Here is a 17,275-nt window from a genome sequence, read left to right as displayed (position 1 = left end):
ATGCAGAAAATCATATGATAGGTGCAGATGAGTTTCTTGCTTCTTGTTCTTCCTGTCATGGTATTAGTGGTAAAGGAGACGGGCCTATAGCTCAATTCCTTACACCAAAACCCACGGATTTAACCCAGCTCGCGAAGAATAACCATGGTTTATACCCATCCCTGGGTTCCGGAAACTATCCCTTCCAACGTGTGTTTCAGGTAATTGATGGTAGAACCCTTGTCTCGGGGCATGGAGACAGAGAGATGCCTGTCTGGGGGAGCCGTTACAAAATGGAAGAGGGAGATAAATATGGCCCGATGGGAGCTGAAAAGGTTATCAGAGGAAGGGTTCTGGAGTTAGTTTACTATATCCAGACAATTCAAGAAGAGTAATGCCTGGATAATCAGTGAACTAGCAACTGAAGGAGCAATGTATGGCTAAGTATCGCAAAATACTGGTGGCAATTGATCTCTCCGAAGAAGCAAAACAAGTTCTCGCAACGGCAGTTGATCTGCGTGAGGTTCATAACGCAGAACTGCTGGTTGTCCACATTGTTGAGCCTGTCAGCACCGCCTATGGCGGCGTATATATGATGGAGCTGGACAAGTCTCAGGATGAATTGAATACAGCAGCGAAAGAGCGCTTAACGACTTACGCTAATGAGTTCAATGTTGAAGCAAACCAACAAATTGTTGCGGTCGGCCACCCGGATGCCGAAATACACCGGCTGGCAGAAGAACACAACATCGATCTGATTGTGATCGGCAGTCATGGCCGCCGCGGCCTTCAACGGTTCATACTGGGGTCAACGGCCAACAGCGTTATGCAGAGCGCGACTTGCGACGTACTTGCAGTGCGGGTCAAGTGATCCTTATTGCGGGCGGAAATAACCCACAGTAAGACGCTGTCATCCATGACTCGATTCGGCATACAGCCATATCTGGCACGAGTCTGCCCGAGCGCATAGTCTGTTCAACTCAGTGCCACTTCAGTAGCAAATCGACCCGAAGCAAACGGTGGGGAGTTCCCGATTTACTAGAAAATTGTGTACTGGCGGTTTTTGCGCCGTAGATGATGGGTGCGCAGTCTTCGTTTAACATCTATTTTTATCGGCAAACGCCATGCGGGCCGATAGCGAGGGTTAAAGGAATGGACAATATCAAACGCGATCAATCCCAAAACGAATGGGATGTCATTGTCATTGGATCAGGCATGGGCGGCATGGCGGCGGCAGCGGCTTTATCCAGAACAGGACACAAGGTTCTTCTTCTGGAGCAATACCACACACTCGGCGGCCTGACACATAGCTTCTCTCGCGAGGGCTTCACATGGGATGTTGGGATCCACTATTTGGGCGGGCTCGCCCCTGGCGACCCAGAAAAAGACCTTCTTGACTGGCTGTGCACAAAGCCCATTGAGTTTGCTTCCATGGGTGCAGTTTACGACATACTGCATGTCGGAGATTCTGAGCCCTTGCGGCTTTCACGTCCCTATGAGGCGCAGGAGTTAGACTTCAAGGCGCGTTTTCCGGAGGAAACCGAAGCAATCGAAGGTTGGACGGATGCGATGCGCAAGGGCCGCGAGGCGCTGATGACAGCGATGCAAGTTCGATCCTTACCCGTCCCCTTCGGCGCCGGTTTGAAATGGTGGAAGCACAACGAACTTAACAAGTGGTGTGGCCGAACAACCAATGAAGTGGCACGTAGTCTCACAGATAATGACGATCTTGTTCGTGCGCTCACCTCGCAATGGGGTGATTTCGGAGGTCGACCGAGCACAGCAAGCTTCGCTTTACACGCCATGGCAGTTGGCTCCTATCTTGAAAGCGGTGCGTGGTATCCGGTTGGTGGCGGGGCCGCCTTTGCGCAACACATCTTGCCAACGATATCAGCTGGCGGTGGCGATGCTCGCGCCGGCGTAAAAGTGGCCTCCCTGTTGCTGGAAGACGGGCGTGTCGTAGGTGTTACGACCGAAGACGGAGAAACGATACGAGCTGACACTGTGATTTCGAATATCGGCGCTCGAGAAACGGTTGAGAGCCTGTTGCCTAATGATTGCTGCCATCAGGACTGGATAGAAGAAATCCGCGCGCTCAATCCTAATGTCGCTCATTTCAGTTTGTTTCTTGGTTTTGAAGGCGATATCGAATCCGCAGGCGCCACCAAATCAAATCACTGGATCTACCCTACCGGCGCTGTAGACACTCTTTGGGACGACGTGCCGGATGGAGCGCCGCCCGGTTTTTTTGTTTCCTTTGCATCACTCAAAGATCCAGCGCATGATCCGGGTCCTAGCCAAAAGCATGTGGGAGAGGTGCTTACCCTAACGGACTGGTCCAGCGTCGAACGTTGGGCGATGAAATCACCTGGCGCAAGAGGCGCTGACTATCAGGAATTCAAACAATCTGTTGAGCAGAGAATGTTCGAACAGTTTGAAAACTATTTTCCGCAGCTTGCTAAACTCGTTGTCCATCGCGAGCTGGCAACACCGCTCACCACTGTTAGCACTACTGGCCACTTTCAAGGGGCATTTTACGGTCTTGATGTTTCGCCGAAACGTGTATTCTCAGAAGCATTGCGCATGAAGACGCCGATAAAGGGGCTCTATCTTTCGGGCCAGGATGTATGCTCTCCGGGGATTGCAGGTGCGCTGTGGGGCGGCGTTCTCTCAGCAGCCAATGTCGACCGCAAGGTGTTTTTACATTTTCCAACGTAAAATGATGGCTTAGGCGTCTGGTCTCTCAATGAACTCGCATAAAAGTAGTTTGGTTGCGGGCTCGTGCATGTTAGATGGAGTGTTGCAGCCACGATGATTTGGAGAGAATGGATGACCAAAATACTTTGCACGCTAGTAGGCTAATCGCAGATAGTACTCAAGCTGCGCCTGAGGAGAAACGATGATGGAAGCTATACACCCGAACTTGTCTCTTCTGAAAAATCTCAATCTGCAAGACCTGGATGCATGTAAGAAATTTGTGGCTGACGATTTTTTTTGGCACTACTACAATCGACATATACCTGAGTTGGAAGGCGACTATCGCGGTCTTGACGGGTTGAAAAGCTTCTTTTCCAAGCTGAGTGAAAGAAGCGACAGTAGTTTCCGTGTGAAAGTAATCGATAGTAGGACAGCCGGTAATGAACTAGTAGTCACTCAAGTTTGCAATTGCATGAATCTTGAAGGTAGCTCAATGGAGTTTGATGCTGTCGTTGTTTGGCGAATCGTCAATGGCCAAATTACCGAAGCCTGGGATATTCCGGCAGTCAATACGATTAGGTCTATCGAAAAAAGCTAGAGTTCCTGATAGATGTTGGCCAGCCCAACATCATCCGATTGAGTCGGACCCGATGAGGCGTTAATCAATTTTGTCGCGGGGAATGTTCGGTCTGGTACTAGCCTGCCTAGACGCTCGACCTGCCTCGAGTCAATGTTCTTTAAGTCGCTCAACGACTCCAAGTTGAAATTAACGCCCGACTAAGGGTCAGTTACCCAGCAGCTAGTCCGGCTTGCGTAGCGTGCGAACTTGAACCACTGGTTCTGTGGCATTTCGGATGTCGTCACTCTATCCATTACTTTTGCTCTCGCCGCTGCCATTCTGATGCCACATCCCCCATAATTTAGGATTTCCATCCTTTATCCAGGCCATGAATTCTCGATTAAACGTGAAACCAGAACCGCAAATTTCCTTTAAAAACCGGCGTACGTTTTGGGTGTTTTTATATGTGTTCGTTACTGGCGTTTCTGCTGTGATTGTATCGCTATGCCAATCGAAATTATTCATCGTCAGGTGTTCACCCTCATGCCATATAACAGATTATGCAAGAGCCTAGGGCTTACTATCACTTTGACGCCCTACTTGGGTTCCAAGTAAACTTTATAAGCATTAATTTATCATTATTAAAAGAGAGATCAAGGTACGTATACATGTAGGATTAGGAGGTCGCCCCCCACTATAAAACCGAATATACATACGCGTCTTAGTCTGGGTATGGTTTTCTGGCTAAACGGGAGAGTACATATACAAAACGGACAACTATGACACCGCTCTCTGCGCTTGCTCAACGATGTTTTTCATATGCCGCATATCCGTTCCACAACAGCCGCCTAGAATTGAGATGTGTGGAAACTTCCGCCGCAAATCCGCTAGTTGTACACCAAGCTCAACAGGGTCACCGTCATCAAGGGTTTCCGCTTCGTCGAGTTCGGCATGGCTACATCGTGAAGCATTGACAACAAAGCCTTTGACCCTTTGAAGCCAAGGCTCGTCAACCAACACTCCACTGAAGTGATCTGGATGGGCGCAGTTGACCATAAAATAAATGGCGGCGGCATCGGTTGCTTCATCTACGGCCATAATGGCGTCCTTTAACGAAATCCCTGTTGGCAAACAGCTATCCGTCTCGACAGTGAAGGAAATAGCAATGGCTTTGCCATATCTCCCGGCGCTACGAACAATTCCAATCGCCTCTTCCGGGTAGCATACTGTCGACCCGCAGATAAAGTCGGCATCTGTTCTGGATAAGGTTTCAATCGGTTCCCGGGACAGTTTACTTAATTCCTCAGTGCTGGTGCATAAACTATATTCGACAAAGGTGTATCAAGTACAAAGCGCAAAACAATGGCCAGGATGGCTTGAGCGGTGATTACCGTCAAGCGTTTGGGTAGGCTGGTGCCAGAACCGGACTGTTAGAGATTGTTTCCTATCTCAAATTTAATTAAGGCCTCCTCAATTACGTTGAAATAAAGGCTGCAATGCGAGTAGTTTCGTTAATACATCTGTTTGAATATTACTAACTGAAGCGAAAGAAATACGCTAAGATATCCAAGAAACACTGAAGCTTGTAACTATGATTTCTGACATCAACTGAACATGTATGCAAGGATTATTACTATGTATCGCAGAAGGAGAAATTAGCTATGGCCAATCTGGGTTTCTAAAATATATTGTTTTCATTTGCCTTATTATTTTGATGATTTAATTTCCGCCAAAATTTAAAAGCTAACAAGCGGCTGCTGCCAGACTGGTAAAAGCTCGGGCTATGCCTCCACTGTTACCAGCCGCAGAGCCGAGCGTTATTGTCAGCTTGGTAATTGAGCGACTTAAGTGGCTCTGAGCAGAACAAAATTAAGTGCTCGGGCAGGCCTCGTGCCAAGTACCGGACCTTCGGACGGACTACGGGAATGGTCGCAACAACTAGGGAGAAGCAATATGCAGCATACGACTCCGGGACTTACCATCGTTCTGTTAATTATCAACGCTATACTCATGGTCGGGTGTAGTACCTCCAAAACACTTATTTACGAGCACAAGCAGACTATTTGGAAAGCATACGCAAACGGCAAAGATGCAACCCAGTTAGCCAGCCTCGGTGAAAACCCCTCATGGATACCAGGCAACAAGACCCATTTTGCATACCTTGAACCAAAATCCAATTCAAATAAGAAGAGGCTCTGGAAGGCAGATGAAGACGGTAAAAATCCCAGCCCGCTTACAGGATTCGACTTGCATTCTGATTATTCATGGTCGCCAGACGGCAAATGGATTGCGGTGTCGAAATTCGTAAACAACAACTACGAGATATTTAAAGTTGCCGTCGATGGTGCCGGCCCAATCCAACTCACCAAGAATACATTCTCTGATCAATTCCCGGCATGGAGCCCAGATGCAGAAAAATTAGCTTTTATTTCCGGGCGCCCGGGAGGTATCAATTATGGCGTCTTCCTGATAAACGCTGATGGCAGCGGAGAGAAACGCCTGACACCAGTTTCCTTCCAAATTCACGGCTACGAGGATGGCCGACTTGCCTGGTCGTGGGATGCTAAGCACATTGTTTTTGTAGGGCGTTGGGGCGGCAGAGAGGAAATTGGCACGATTGAATTGAGTACAGGAAAGATCACGCAGATAACCACGAAAAAAACAAATCCTGGGCTGACTGGTTGCTACGATCCCAATTGGTATGATAAATACCTCTTCTATTTCTGCGCAGATGGTCTTTATCGTCGCGACATGAATACCGGGACAGCAGCTAAGCTCGGCGACTTCTTCCCGATGTTTGAACACAGTCGTCCCAGTGCCAACGCAAGCCATGTCTATTTTTCATACTCATCACCACCTCGCATGGTCAGCATTCAGCACTATGTCAAAGAACAGGCTGACCTTGGGCCTGGCAAATCTCCCAGTATATGGGGAGCTACATTACCACTCATCCCGTAAAGTTGTGGAGATCGAGCATCGCTAAGTAGTCTTGGCTGATCGGAATTAAATATCCGTACTTGATTGCTTAGCGTAAAGTGGCCAAGGAAGGACGTTTGTTCTTCTTTTACTCCTATTTCCTTATCTATGGGGCATAGTGGGGGCTGCTTTACGATCTGATTCCCTAACCGATTTTGTCCGGTTAGGGTCGTTTCCGACCTAAAGGGCTTTTAGTCGAGGCAGATCGAGCGTTTGGACAGGTTCGTGAACCGGTCGTAGAAAGTCATTTTAAATAACAGGTTGCCACAACCCATAACCGGACATAGGCAGAACCACCCCCTCACTTATAGAGTGTTTTTGATCCTTGTTTTTGCTGATGACTCTACTCATGCTTTCGAATTAGCGGGAATCACTTCCGTTACAGTGCCATCCCTAATAAACATCTTCTTTCGATGAATTATCACAACGACAATCGCAGCCGCCAAGAATATGATCGTATCGTGAGGTGCAGCGTCGGGGAAAATCGGATTGTTGAGTTGCCAGTGAACCAGAATCGGCAGCAAAATACTGCCGCCCGAGGCATTAAATAGTGGCGTTATAATTACCGAGATTGCGATAGATGCAATAAAAAAGGGTAGGAATGACCAGCTGCTCTGCGGCGTACCACTTAAATAAAATGCTGGGAAATGCCATATTCCCCAGATAATACCCAGGATCAGTCCCGCCCATATCGGCGCAAAACGCTTTTGCAACAGTGGTAATGCAATACCACGCCAACCAAATTCCTCGATAGGACCTAGCACAAGCATAAATGCCAATGCTGGTAAAACCTGATACCAGGGGGAAAATGGAAAGGGGTCGGTAAATAGATTGCCTTTTATTGCAGCACCCGCATAAAACAGGCTTGGAATGCCGATTATAAGGTATGCATACCAGCCCCAGTGCACCTTCCACAATAAAAGCCTTGAAAGGTAGCGCCGCAGACCCTGTAATCCTGCATGACGAATGACCAGAAATAAGGCCGCTATGGCTGGAGAATAAACAGCAAGTATGAATAGCGGGTTTTTAGCGCTGAGTTTTCCAAAAATCGCCTCGATTTGAACAGGAAACAGCATAAGCACAAGTATAAGACCCCAGGCTAAGCCAAATGTGATCGCAAAATAGGGCAGTAATAATCGAATTTTCATGGTGTTATCTTTCTTAATGTATGTCTTAATTCAGCGAAATGATAAATAAATAGCACTAGCTACCAAACTGATATTGGGTATTAATAACTTCTCCGATCCAGACTAACTCTAGTGCTCCGTCAATGTGCCAGCCCACTTCGGCATGAAATGGAACTCGCATACCGTCTTGTACTTTATAGTTATCTATTTGTATCTCCCAGGGCATGGCTTGATACGTACCATTACTGTTTCGGTAGAAACGTTCAGGAGTAAATATGCCCGTGACTTCACCTTCACTGTTGAAGCGGAATTCAAGAGAAACAGTGATGTTGTTGTGCGTCAGTGTAGCAACCGCAGAGTTATCATCAATGGCACTCCAGGTAACACCTGACTGTGGCAATAAAGCGGTCGGATTCCAGACACCCTCGGCAAGGTATCTATGTAATGCTGCGGAATTCAACTCGGGAATATTGTTGTCGGAGCCAACGACAAAGGCCGATAAAAATGCGACGCGTCCAGAACCGATGCCAGAGTAGTAACTATCATGTACACGGATATGAGTGGCTAAAGGCATTTCTACTTTTGCATCCCAGACAAAGCCGGTTAAAAATGGTGAAATCACTTGAGATGATGTAAACCTATACCATTTTTTATTATTTGTACTGGTACGTAATTTACCTGATTGCTGCATTTCCACGGTTTTGATCATCGCTTGCCCATCCGTCAGCACATGCTTTAAATAGCGTTCGACCGGTGGAGGCAGGACAGATAGCGAGCTAAAATTAATACTTTCGCGAACAGATTGACCGACTCCTTGATTGAGCTGTTTTCGCAGTAGTTCAGCCCTTCTGGTTTCACGCGCCTGACCTGTTTTAACGGCAAAAAGAAACAAGATGGCGATGGCACAAGCAGCAATTAGAAACCACTCAAACATTGTTATCTGCAAAGTCTGGTTCACTTTTTAGCTTATAGGTCATCTGTGCTTAGTGCTTAATGATTACATCATCTATTGAACGACGTTGACTAAAGGGGGCCAATTGGCTATGACCGAATCTCACCATTAGAAGTGCGTGTTCGCCATTGAGATTTAGCCATTTTTCAAAACCAGGACGTAGTGTAAGTACTTCGATAGGCTGATTGATAAATGCTGTACGTATATTCAACGCAGTCGCTTGCAGCGCAAAGCGCTGGTATGCACGGCCAGCTTCTACCCAAGCGGCTTTATCGTTGCGGGTTGATATGAAAACTGCAATACCTGCAGAGCTTCTGATGTTAATGGCATCAGTATCCACTTGTTTTTTTGCTGTCAGTACCAGTCCTATGATCAGTTTCGCCAACCAACTCGGTAGCGACGGATTGCCGCTAGTCCGTCCGGATAGTCCATCGCCAGTGCGTAAGGCCTCTCCATGGTTAAACCTGATCCATGAAACCAGTTCATCTCGAAATGATTTATTCGTTAGCTGGGCGGTGTTTCCTTTAGAAACATAGTCGATTAGGGTTTCTTTTTGTGCTTCTGACAACATCAGCAGTGTACGAATACCCTCACCAGTTCCTGCTTCCTGCAGGAGTTTAAGTTCTGGTTCGTCAACTAATGAGCCGTCATAACTAATCTTTGTACATTGGCGCTGGGTAATTGCCTGATATAAATCTGAGGCATGGGCCGAGGGATCACTGCGCAACGTAACGATTACTCCGTCTTCACTGGGGTCGAATTGGGCATTAGCGAAAAAGCCCTGCGCGGCAGCCGCATGAATGAGGTTTTCAGTAGCGCAACCCAGGCTTTTGAACAGGTGACTATCGTCGGGATCGACAACCGGGCAACGTCGCGAGTAGTCGGGTAGGATGCTAATCGTGTCTTGACGGATGCGGAATTTCCACGGCTGGGTATTGTGGCTGGAGGCGGCGAGTGTAGCGTACCGAATCAGCTCTTTGGTATCCAGTGTGCCGTCTGCGCGCTCAGTTCCTGGCCGTCTAATGTTTTTTGCAGCTTTGTCGTGCTTTTCATTTAATGACATTTTACTTTTACCTATTGAATTTTGACTTCAGACCCCGTGACGCCCAATGCCAAGATTCAGGTGTAAGCAGGTCAGTACTTTTCGACTCAGTCTATTTCATAAGTTTTCGGAGCCAAATGTATTTGTCGTTGCGCGTCGAAACAGGATAGCAAGCGACCATGTTGCCCCCGGAAACGTCACTGCCCAAAGTGCGGCGATCCATATCAAAGGATGATAATACATTTGCAGAGCAATGAAGGGGAGCAACAAACCATTGGTAATCAGAAATAGTCGCACGAGCCGTTCCAGTCCTCTGCCTGTGAATACCATTGCCGCAAATAGTGTGGCCAGGCTCATAAAACTGTAGCCAAGTATATCTACCGCGTACAGGAAGGAGTCAAATGGCACAAACAGGAAAACCTCGATACCTTCAACCTGGCCGCGTGCAAGTCGAGGCATTACCAGTGTGAGTTGTACGAAATAAACGATGCTGATCAGGGCGGTATAAACCGTGGCGAATGCAACGGCGGCATGGCTCCAGATTTTCCTCTCCGGTGCAGCCAGTTGATGGATACTGACAACGAGCACCAGAAACGATGAGCCCAATAGCAAAGAGGGTGTAAGCAGTACGACAATCCCAAGTGGCGTGCTGGCACTCTCAGGCCCACCCTGAGAACCCAAAAAGCCCATCCATTCAGCGAGTTGTCCCAAGATATAAGTGATACTGGAAACTGTGGCGAGTACCGCAGACCAGAATCCGACTGTCTTTGTCGATGATGATATTAGCGCAAGCATATTGTGTCTCCCTGGAGGATGCTCCTGTTGTGTTACTGCACGATTATTGAATATTATGTCGATCACTCATTGCCTGATAACCGGTAATCAGCTCATTGCGCACGAGATAATTTCCATTAAAAAGCATTACGACTGGCTCTCCGCCTATCAGCGGTTGACCTGATTTGCGCCGTTGCGCGCTGATGTGCAGGTGTGGTTCGGTGGTATTCCCCGAGTTGCCAACATGACCAAGAAAATCGCCAACAATTACGTGGTCGCCAGCTTTAATGACAACGCTGCCGCGTTGTAAGTGAGCCAAAAGAATTTCTACTCCAGTGCACTCAAGCAACACATGGTTTCCTGTCAATTTGGTTCGATCGGGGTCTCTACGAGGTACTGGCAAATCAGGTCGATCATTTTCTGCACTGACAACCTTGCCTGTACAAGGGGCAAATACGCTGTCACCAAAGATTGCATAACGCTTAAGGTCGGTTGGCAGTATGCCATTTGTGCGCAAGCCCCAATGATTGATTTTAACTACATCAATAGCGTAACTCTGCCCACGCCAGGGCACATAACGCGGAGTAGGTGCCAAGGTTTTCAGGTGAGGATTGAGTATCATATTGCTTCCGCCGTGGACGACGAGATAGTTGCCTTGTTGCAATGGGAACGTGAGATTAATGCTCGATCCAGCCGGTGGAATCCATCCGCTAAACAGATAAACGCTCATAGCTACGCTTGCTAATGAGGTCACGAGCAAGCCGACAAGCCCTATTTGAGAGCGTAGCTCTGCAACATCCAGCCAGGGTATGTCCTTGATACGCCATCCACCACGCATAGCCAACAGTATCGCTATACTCATATACACATAGGGCCACGGCATGAATGGCCAAATCCCAGCCACTGCAATCGAGGTAAGATAACTCAATACCATGATTGTTTTTAACAGCCAGTTGAAACGGGCTTTTTCTCGTATTCTGGCTAACCATATCAATAGCAATAGAGGCACTAAAACCTGCAAAAAAAGTACTTGAATAAGTAGCCAGTCCATTTGATGACTCCTTAATAGTAACTCTGTTCTGATTTAATAAAGGTACTTCGTTTTTAAGAAAGAGAACATGCTCCTATGGGTTACGAGTATTAATTGCCGAAACATACAATTTTTGAACAGGACTTTCGAATCCATAGAAGTTAATTCACCTCAAAACGCATTCTCAGTGAGGGTAATTAGGATTCCCATAATTTAATCGACTAAATCACATCTTTCATTCACGCTATCGAAATAAAAATGCCCGCCCTTACCATGAGCTTGCTATTTTGTTTTTTGGAATGGACAACTCAGCCGAGGCATAGCCGGGACAACGATGGAACACAGTGACAACGACAGTAAGGTGAGGCGATAGCCGAATATTTATGCCAGAGCTTAGGACTAGGTCGTCAGCAAGACGACACTAGAACATAGCGTGTATTTGGATGGATTTTGTTCATTTTTTTATTAGGATAATTGAAGTGCTTTTGGCCTTGGTTTATCCGGTTCACGCCCTGAGGTAGTCCGTCAAACGTTAAGATAGGTGGGTGACAAAAGCGTTCATGGGCATTATGTCACTATGATGCCGTGGTAGAGACTTTATTAATCCTTTGAAGATCTTGCTCAAATCCGAAGTGTTTAACATTGAGGATGATCGAAAAATAATTGCCTGAAATTATCATTTCATTACTCATTTTTATGTTTTCGGTTTTAAAAGAAGTGTTAAATAACAATTTATAGTCGGAAGGCAAAGCTTGAAAATCATACGGAAGGTTATTCAAAAATAAAGGATATACATATGCTTAAAAAATTAGCAGTAGCATTTTTCGCATTTACATTAATCGCTTGTACGACGCCAAAGCTACCCAATCCAAACACCGCAGGCCCCATACATACATTGGGTAGTGGTTTCTTTATAAATTCAGGCATAGTGCAATATGCGATGACTTATAAGTCTGTAAGCTTGAGTGATCCTGTATATGCTTATGCTGAATTTGAAAATCCTAGTGATGCTAGTAAACCCTTGGTTAAGGATTTAGGAAAATTAGTACTTAGCGACAGAATGCTGGTGCTGTCGCCAGAATTGCCTGCAATTAAAAACCATACATTATATGAAGTAAATCTCTATTTATATTCTGACGAGGAAATGAAAAATATGATTCATAAGCACACCGATAAAGTATTACTTCAGTTACCGGAAATCTTTTTATTAGATTTAAAAGCTGAGATTATTCAATAGTACGAAAACTTTTAACACATATGAGCTTTCTCTGCTAAGCCAGCCAAAGCTCGATTTCAGATAATAAGTGCAACACTCATAGATGAACAGCGGTATTTCGCAGGGGGTTAGCGCAGCAGGTATTGTCCGTTGCATCAACGTATCAGATCAACGGTCGGGAGAGAGATCAAACGTAATAGCTCATCAATGTTATCTGCCGGATGTTGCGGAAACACTGACTCAGAATAGGCGCCGACAATCGTCTAAGTAGCAACACCTACCATGATCCTTCGTCCGTTTTGTAATTGAGCGCCTTAGGCTAGAAAGACTGCTTGGGGTCGTTGAGCGACTTAAAGGGCTTTCCAGACATGCGTGTAGCATGCGTTCTAAGTTAATATCGCCACTAATTAGAGGGCTGGAAGGTGTTTGGTAAAGCACTGGCGGTTTAGTATCTGTTTCCAACTTGATTAGTTGTTAACAAAGTTGCAGTGGGTCTTCGCTGCTAGCTGTTAGCGACTCAATGTTATCGTAAATACTTTTCTGATTATTGCCCATTGCTTATTGTTTGGTTACGTCTGCCAGTTGCTTAAGTAACATGTTAAGAATGTGGCGTCTGTTTACTACGCCAATGACCTTATTGTTATTATCAACGACGGGGTAACTTTTTGGCTTTTGCTGCAGCATTTGTTCTGCAATGGCCATAAATTCATCATTAGGCTTCATGGATAAAACATCGGTACGCATAATATCCTGAACGGTAGCAACCCGCTGATTGTGATAAACCACCTGCATGATGACTTGCAAGCATTCCTGTTCTGATATCCAGCCCACCAGCTCGCCATCATCATTTATGACCGGGCCGCCAAGCATTTCTTTCTTTATTAATTCGCCACATGCTTCTACAACCGGCATATGGGGTTTAATAAGGGCGAATTTTTTATTCATACCATTAATAATTGAAGTGGGAAGCATAGAATCTCCGTTTATCAGAATAATATTCAGGCTTTGCAAAACCTGGCAGATAAATAGGCGGCATCTATTCCGGTTTTGCACTAGTGCGGTGCAATATGAATGTTGCCGGTCAATAACAGGCACTCATCACGACAGATCGCCGCCTAAAGCGTTTTAATGTGATCCGCTAACTAAAGTTATTAATGTAACAGCAATATTGGTGCCACTTCATCGATGGCTGATTGCAACGGATGGATTATTGCAATGCATGGCTTATTGAATGGTTCCGACAAGTGTTGGGTAGCGCTACATCAATTTAATCATTAATTTGCTCATCCAATTTCGTTCTCACTCCTTATTTTAAGTTTCATTTAATTCGCACTCGATAAGCTGTCTCCATTAACAGGAGGTGGCTTATGTCTAACGTAGAATCACAAAACGTCATTAAGGTCTGGGATCCGCTGGTACGGATATTCCACTGGTCTTTAGTGCTTTTCTTTTTAACCGCTTATCTAACCGAAGATGACTTCGAGAATATCCATATCTATGCAGGATATGCAGTGTCGATTTTGATTGGGTTTCGGCTTATCTGGGGGGTAATCGGCGCAAAATATGCGCGATTCAGTAATTTTGTTAAAGGCCCCGCTGAGACGTTGGCTTATCTGAAAAGCCTGATAACAGGAAGCCCCCGGCATTATATCGGGCACAACCCGGCTGGTGGCATGATGGTAGTGGCTTTGCTGGTGGCATTGGCGGCTACCGGGTTTAGTGGAATGGCGTTATTGGCCGTTGATGGAGGTGGACCATTAGCAGGAACCTTTATTGCGAATTTCAATGAAGATTTATTAGAAGGGTTTCATGAGTTCTTGGCGAATACCTCTGTGTTGTTGGTTGTGTTGCATGTGGCCGGAGTGCTCGTAAGTAGTTTGTTGCATCAGGAAAACCTGATTCGCGCTATGTTCACTGGGGTTAAGGTGCACAAAGCGGTTGCTGAAGAGCAGCATTTAGAAGAGACAGCTGATTAGACAACAAGACATGATTGATATGAGAGCTGGTATGAAAGTTGGGCCATTTACTAGTTAATGCTTGTTGTTATTGGCTGTAGGGCTAATGTCAGTGAAAGCGCAGACGGATGTGATTGAAGAACGCCTGATGCATTAGCTTATTTTCTGAGAAAGCATGATGAAATTCCTGATAGGCTGGTAAAAGGTAATCCTGATGTCGGTAGTTTTAGTCACTGTAATGTATGTCATGAAGGTGCTACTAAGGGAGACTTTGATGAAGATAGGGTTGATATTTCTGGTTATGGTTGTTGGGGCGACTAGCACATGGGTATGGGCTGGTCGTGATATAAAACCGGAAGCGGTGCGTGGCTGGGTTGAGAGTGGAAAAATTCTCTCTTTCGAGGAAATTTTTCAGATAAATAAAAGCTACCTTTCAGGAAAAATCCTTGATCTGGAAGTTGAAAAAAAGCACGGGCGTATCGTCTATGAGATCGAGCAGCTCAAAGAGAATGGTGAGGTGTCAGAAGTCTATATAGATGCGGTTACCGGGCAGTTCATCAAAGAGAAAGCTGAAGATTAAGGCCGCTGCAGAATGAATAAGTTTAAGGATGAGGCAGTCAGAAAATGAGGCAGTCAGAAAATGAGAGTCCTGCTGGTAGAAGATGATACAGATCTGGTGAATAGCCTTAAACCGCGCTTGCAGCGGGAAGGCTATGTCGTCGAAACCGCTAATAATGGTGTTGATGCTCAGTTTCTGGGAGAGGAAGAGAGCTTCGATGCGGTTATCTTGGATTTGGGACTCCCGCAGCGCCCGGGTTTGGATGTTTTAACAAACTGGCGTCACCAAGGTATGACGGTTCCGGTGTTGATCCTAACCGCCAGAGATGCCTGGCATGAACGGGTGGATGGTTTGAAAGCCGGTGCGGATGACTATCTGGGCAAGCCCTTCCATACGGATGAATTACTGGCTCGTTTAGAGGCGCTGATTCGGCGCTCGCACGGCAAAGCCGATAATGAACTCGTATCCCACGGTGTGCGTTTGCTGCTCTCTGAACAGCAAGCCGTCAAACAAAGCGGTGAAGTTATTGTGCTTACTGGTATCGAGTTTCGCTTGTTGCGTTATCTGATGATGCATCCGGATAAAGTACATTCTAAAAGCGTGCTGAGTGAACATATCTATGAAGAAGAACAGATAAAAGACAGCAATGTAATCGAAGTATATATCAACCGTTTACGTCATTATTTTGGAAAATCTTTTATTGAAAACCGGCGGGGTCAGGGGTATCGGCTGGGACCAGGAACGGACAATAGATAATGTCTATTCGTGCGCAATTAAGTCGCAGTCTGTTCTTCGCTCTCTGCTTTACCATGGGCGCTTTGTTGTTAGTAATTCATTGGGGTGTCGGCCAGTTAACTCATGGCTATATCCAGTCACGCTTACAGCATGATGCCGAATCAATTATTTCTGCTTTGGATAAAGACCCGCAAGATGGACAGTGGAAACTCAATTCAGACAGGCTTGGTAGGGTCTATGAGCGTGCTTTTTCCGGCCACTACTTCGTTATTAAAGGTGAAAACCTGAATATCAGAAGCCGCTCGCTGTGGGATTATCCGCTGGAGGTGGTGAGTTTACATAAGGGCGTTACCACGAGTGAACTGATGCCGGGCGCTAATGATGAGCATTGGCTGGTCTGGAGTCAGGGGTTCAGTAAAAAATCGAGTACTTTTACCATCACAATAGCTGAAGATATCGCCCCGGTTGAAGCACTCACCTGGCATTACAGTCTTTGGGCTGTCGGCGTCGTTTTAAGTGGCACTGTGTTATTGCTGCTTTTGCAGCAGTGGGTTATTAAAAAGAATTTTCGCTATCTGGACGCAGTCAGGACGAAAATTCAATCGTTACGCTACTCAGAAGAGAAAACAGATTTGAGTAAGGTGCCAGAAGAGTTGATGCCGTTGGCAGAAGATATCGAGCAGCTTTTAGTCCAGTTGCAAAAGCGTGTCAGCCGTTCGCGTAATTCATTGGGTAACCTGGCGCATGAGTTGAAGCGACCACTGCAAAGAGTCCAGCAGCTTTTAGAAGAGGCCTCCAATCCTCATTCAGAGGAGATTCAACGCCTGCTGGGAGATATTCAATGGCTGATTCAGCGTGAGTTGAAGCGGGCACGTATTGTCGGCGTCTCATCTCCCGGCAGGCAAATGCATCTTGCTGACGATATTCCGCCATTGATGGATGTGTTGACTAAGCTCTTCCCTGATCTAGTCATCACAAGTGAATATCCGGCTGAACTTGTTCTATATCAGGACCGCGATGATATGCTCGAACTATTTGGCAATTTACTGGATAACGCCTGCAAATTTGCCGTGCGTAATGTTGCTCTGCAGATACGTCAGGAAGATAAAAATATCGTTATATCGGTGACGGATGATGGCAGGGGGTTACCGGCTGAAAGCATCGCACGGCTGATGCAGCGAGGCGAGCGTTTGGATGAAAGCACACAAGGTGCGGGTTTGGGGCTCTCTATCTGTCAAGATATAGTAGAGAACTACCAAGGCTCGCTGCTAATCACAAATGGAAAATCGGGTGGGTTGCGAGCTACTGTTGTCTTCCCGTCAGGTCCCATTTAAACGGGTAAGCGGTATACGGGTAAATCCACAAGGAAATAGTCATTTATGTCAAAAATTGAGTTCAGCAGTGAACAAAAAAATATGATGGTTCAAAAGATTCAGCGTTATTTTCAGGAGGAACTGGATCAGGACATGGGGCAGTTTGATGCGCAGTTTCTATTGGATTTTTTCTCTGAAGAGGTCGGCGCTTATTACTACAATCAAGGCCTGCACGACGCGCAAGCCGTGCTTGAAAAACAACTCGAAAACATAGCAGATGCCATCTATGAGATTGAAAAACCGATAACACTTACCCGATAGCAGGGGGCGTTAAAGGCTTGATGAGATCATTCAGTTGTGT

Annotated in this window: 19 protein-coding genes and 1 pseudogene; 12 read left to right on the top strand and 8 right to left on the bottom strand. The window is 46.1% G+C overall.

Annotated elements, in window-relative coordinates; genetic code table 11:
• The 4 genes from BM099_RS13795 to BM099_RS13780 all read left to right on the top strand — a co-directional run.
• A partial coding sequence (locus tag BM099_RS13795) for a c-type cytochrome (protein ID WP_090731063.1) occupies positions 1-374 on the top strand: 374 nt, incomplete at its 5' end.
• 41 nt (positions 375-415) lie between these two features.
• Complete coding sequence (locus BM099_RS13790; RefSeq protein ID WP_090728701.1) at positions 416-850, top strand: universal stress protein; 435 nt, start codon at positions 416-418, stop codon at positions 848-850.
• A 203-nt stretch (positions 851-1,053) separates the two neighbouring features.
• A complete protein-coding gene (locus BM099_RS13785; protein ID WP_218150146.1) occupies positions 1,054-2,697 on the top strand; it encodes a phytoene desaturase family protein in 1,644 nt (547 codons plus the stop codon).
• A 181-nt stretch (positions 2,698-2,878) separates the two neighbouring features.
• The gene (locus BM099_RS13780; RefSeq protein ID WP_198064215.1) at positions 2,879-3,274 is read left to right on the top strand and encodes a nuclear transport factor 2 family protein; all 396 of its coding nucleotides are present in this window, start codon (positions 2,879-2,881) and stop codon (positions 3,272-3,274) included.
• A gap of 267 nt (positions 3,275-3,541) precedes the next feature.
• Here BM099_RS13780 and BM099_RS13775 read toward each other — a convergent pair whose 3' ends face one another.
• Both BM099_RS13775 and BM099_RS13770 read right to left on the bottom strand, forming a co-directional pair.
• The gene (locus BM099_RS13775; RefSeq protein WP_177201183.1) at positions 3,542-3,760 is read right to left on the bottom strand and encodes a DUF6434 domain-containing protein; all 219 of its coding nucleotides are present in this window, start codon (positions 3,758-3,760) and stop codon (positions 3,542-3,544) included.
• Between the two features lie 252 nt (positions 3,761-4,012).
• Positions 4,013-4,537: pseudogene (locus BM099_RS13770) on the bottom strand (homocysteine S-methyltransferase family protein); the annotation flags it as partial.
• Positions 4,538-5,188: 651 nt separating this feature from the next.
• Here BM099_RS13770 and BM099_RS13765 point away from each other — a divergent pair.
• On the top strand, positions 5,189-6,193 hold the full coding sequence (locus tag BM099_RS13765; protein ID WP_090728698.1) for a TolB family protein: 1,005 nt from the start codon (positions 5,189-5,191) through the stop codon (positions 6,191-6,193).
• Positions 6,194-6,558: 365 nt separating this feature from the next.
• Here the strand turns inward: BM099_RS13765 and BM099_RS13760 are convergent, their stop codons facing one another.
• The 5 genes from BM099_RS13760 to BM099_RS13740 all read right to left on the bottom strand — a co-directional run bounded on the left by BM099_RS13760 (position 6,559) and on the right by BM099_RS13740 (position 11,157).
• A complete protein-coding gene (locus BM099_RS13760) occupies positions 6,559-7,359 on the bottom strand; it encodes a type II CAAX endopeptidase family protein (protein ID WP_090728697.1) in 801 nt (266 codons plus the stop codon).
• A 55-nt stretch (positions 7,360-7,414) separates the two neighbouring features.
• On the bottom strand, positions 7,415-8,272 hold the full coding sequence (locus BM099_RS13755; RefSeq protein ID WP_090728696.1) for a DUF6920 family protein: 858 nt from the start codon (positions 8,270-8,272) through the stop codon (positions 7,415-7,417).
• Positions 8,273-8,321: 49 nt separating this feature from the next.
• On the bottom strand, positions 8,322-9,353 hold the full coding sequence (locus BM099_RS13750) for an Acg family FMN-binding oxidoreductase (protein WP_143083780.1): 1,032 nt from the start codon (positions 9,351-9,353) through the stop codon (positions 8,322-8,324).
• Between the two features lie 96 nt (positions 9,354-9,449).
• Entirely contained in the window at positions 9,450-10,127 is a 678-nt protein-coding gene (locus BM099_RS13745) for a hypothetical protein (RefSeq protein ID WP_090728695.1), read from the bottom strand.
• A gap of 43 nt (positions 10,128-10,170) precedes the next feature.
• Positions 10,171-11,157, bottom strand: coding sequence for a M23 family metallopeptidase (locus BM099_RS13740; RefSeq protein ID WP_090728694.1), 987 nt, complete (start codon positions 11,155-11,157; stop codon positions 10,171-10,173).
• A 775-nt stretch (positions 11,158-11,932) separates the two neighbouring features.
• Here BM099_RS13740 and BM099_RS13735 point away from each other — a divergent pair.
• Positions 11,933-12,373, top strand: a complete 441-nt coding sequence (locus BM099_RS13735) for an RNA-binding protein (protein WP_090728693.1) — start codon at positions 11,933-11,935, stop codon at positions 12,371-12,373.
• 537 nt (positions 12,374-12,910) lie between these two features.
• Here the strand turns inward: BM099_RS13735 and BM099_RS13730 are convergent.
• Positions 12,911-13,324, bottom strand: a complete 414-nt coding sequence (locus tag BM099_RS13730) for a CBS domain-containing protein (RefSeq protein ID WP_090728692.1) — start codon at positions 13,322-13,324, stop codon at positions 12,911-12,913.
• A 395-nt stretch (positions 13,325-13,719) separates the two neighbouring features.
• On the opposite strand from BM099_RS13730, the gene BM099_RS13725 reads away from it, so the two are divergent.
• From BM099_RS13725 to BM099_RS13700, 6 genes are all read left to right on the top strand, one after another.
• Positions 13,720-14,328 carry a cytochrome b/b6 domain-containing protein gene (locus BM099_RS13725; RefSeq protein WP_090728691.1) on the top strand — a complete coding sequence of 203 codons (609 nt, stop codon included), beginning with the start codon at positions 13,720-13,722 and terminating at the stop codon, positions 14,326-14,328.
• 144 nt (positions 14,329-14,472) lie between these two features.
• The gene (locus tag BM099_RS20945) at positions 14,473-14,628 is read left to right on the top strand and encodes a hypothetical protein (RefSeq protein ID WP_090728714.1); all 156 of its coding nucleotides are present in this window, start codon (positions 14,473-14,475) and stop codon (positions 14,626-14,628) included.
• On the top strand, positions 14,582-14,887 hold the full coding sequence (locus tag BM099_RS13715; RefSeq protein WP_232349119.1) for a PepSY domain-containing protein: 306 nt from the start codon (positions 14,582-14,584) through the stop codon (positions 14,885-14,887). The genes BM099_RS20945 and BM099_RS13715 overlap by 47 nt, the downstream gene beginning before the upstream one ends.
• Positions 14,888-14,947: 60 nt before the next feature.
• Positions 14,948-15,622: a response regulator gene (locus BM099_RS13710; protein ID WP_090728690.1), complete on the top strand. Its 675-nt coding sequence runs from the start codon at positions 14,948-14,950 to the stop codon at positions 15,620-15,622.
• Positions 15,622-16,935 carry a sensor histidine kinase gene (locus BM099_RS13705; protein WP_090728689.1) on the top strand — a complete coding sequence of 438 codons (1,314 nt, stop codon included), beginning with the start codon at positions 15,622-15,624 and terminating at the stop codon, positions 16,933-16,935. Before BM099_RS13710 ends, BM099_RS13705 begins: the two co-directional genes overlap by 1 nt.
• A 45-nt stretch (positions 16,936-16,980) precedes the next feature.
• Positions 16,981-17,235: a DUF2164 domain-containing protein gene (locus BM099_RS13700; RefSeq protein ID WP_090728688.1), complete on the top strand. Its 255-nt coding sequence runs from the start codon at positions 16,981-16,983 to the stop codon at positions 17,233-17,235.
• Positions 17,236-17,275: the final 40 nt, after the last annotated feature.

The organism is Neptunomonas qingdaonensis, assembly GCF_900113275.1.
In the GTDB taxonomy this organism is placed as follows: domain Bacteria; phylum Pseudomonadota; class Gammaproteobacteria; order Pseudomonadales; family Balneatricaceae; genus Neptunomonas; species Neptunomonas qingdaonensis.
This window is presented reverse-complemented; position numbering and strand designations above follow the sequence as displayed.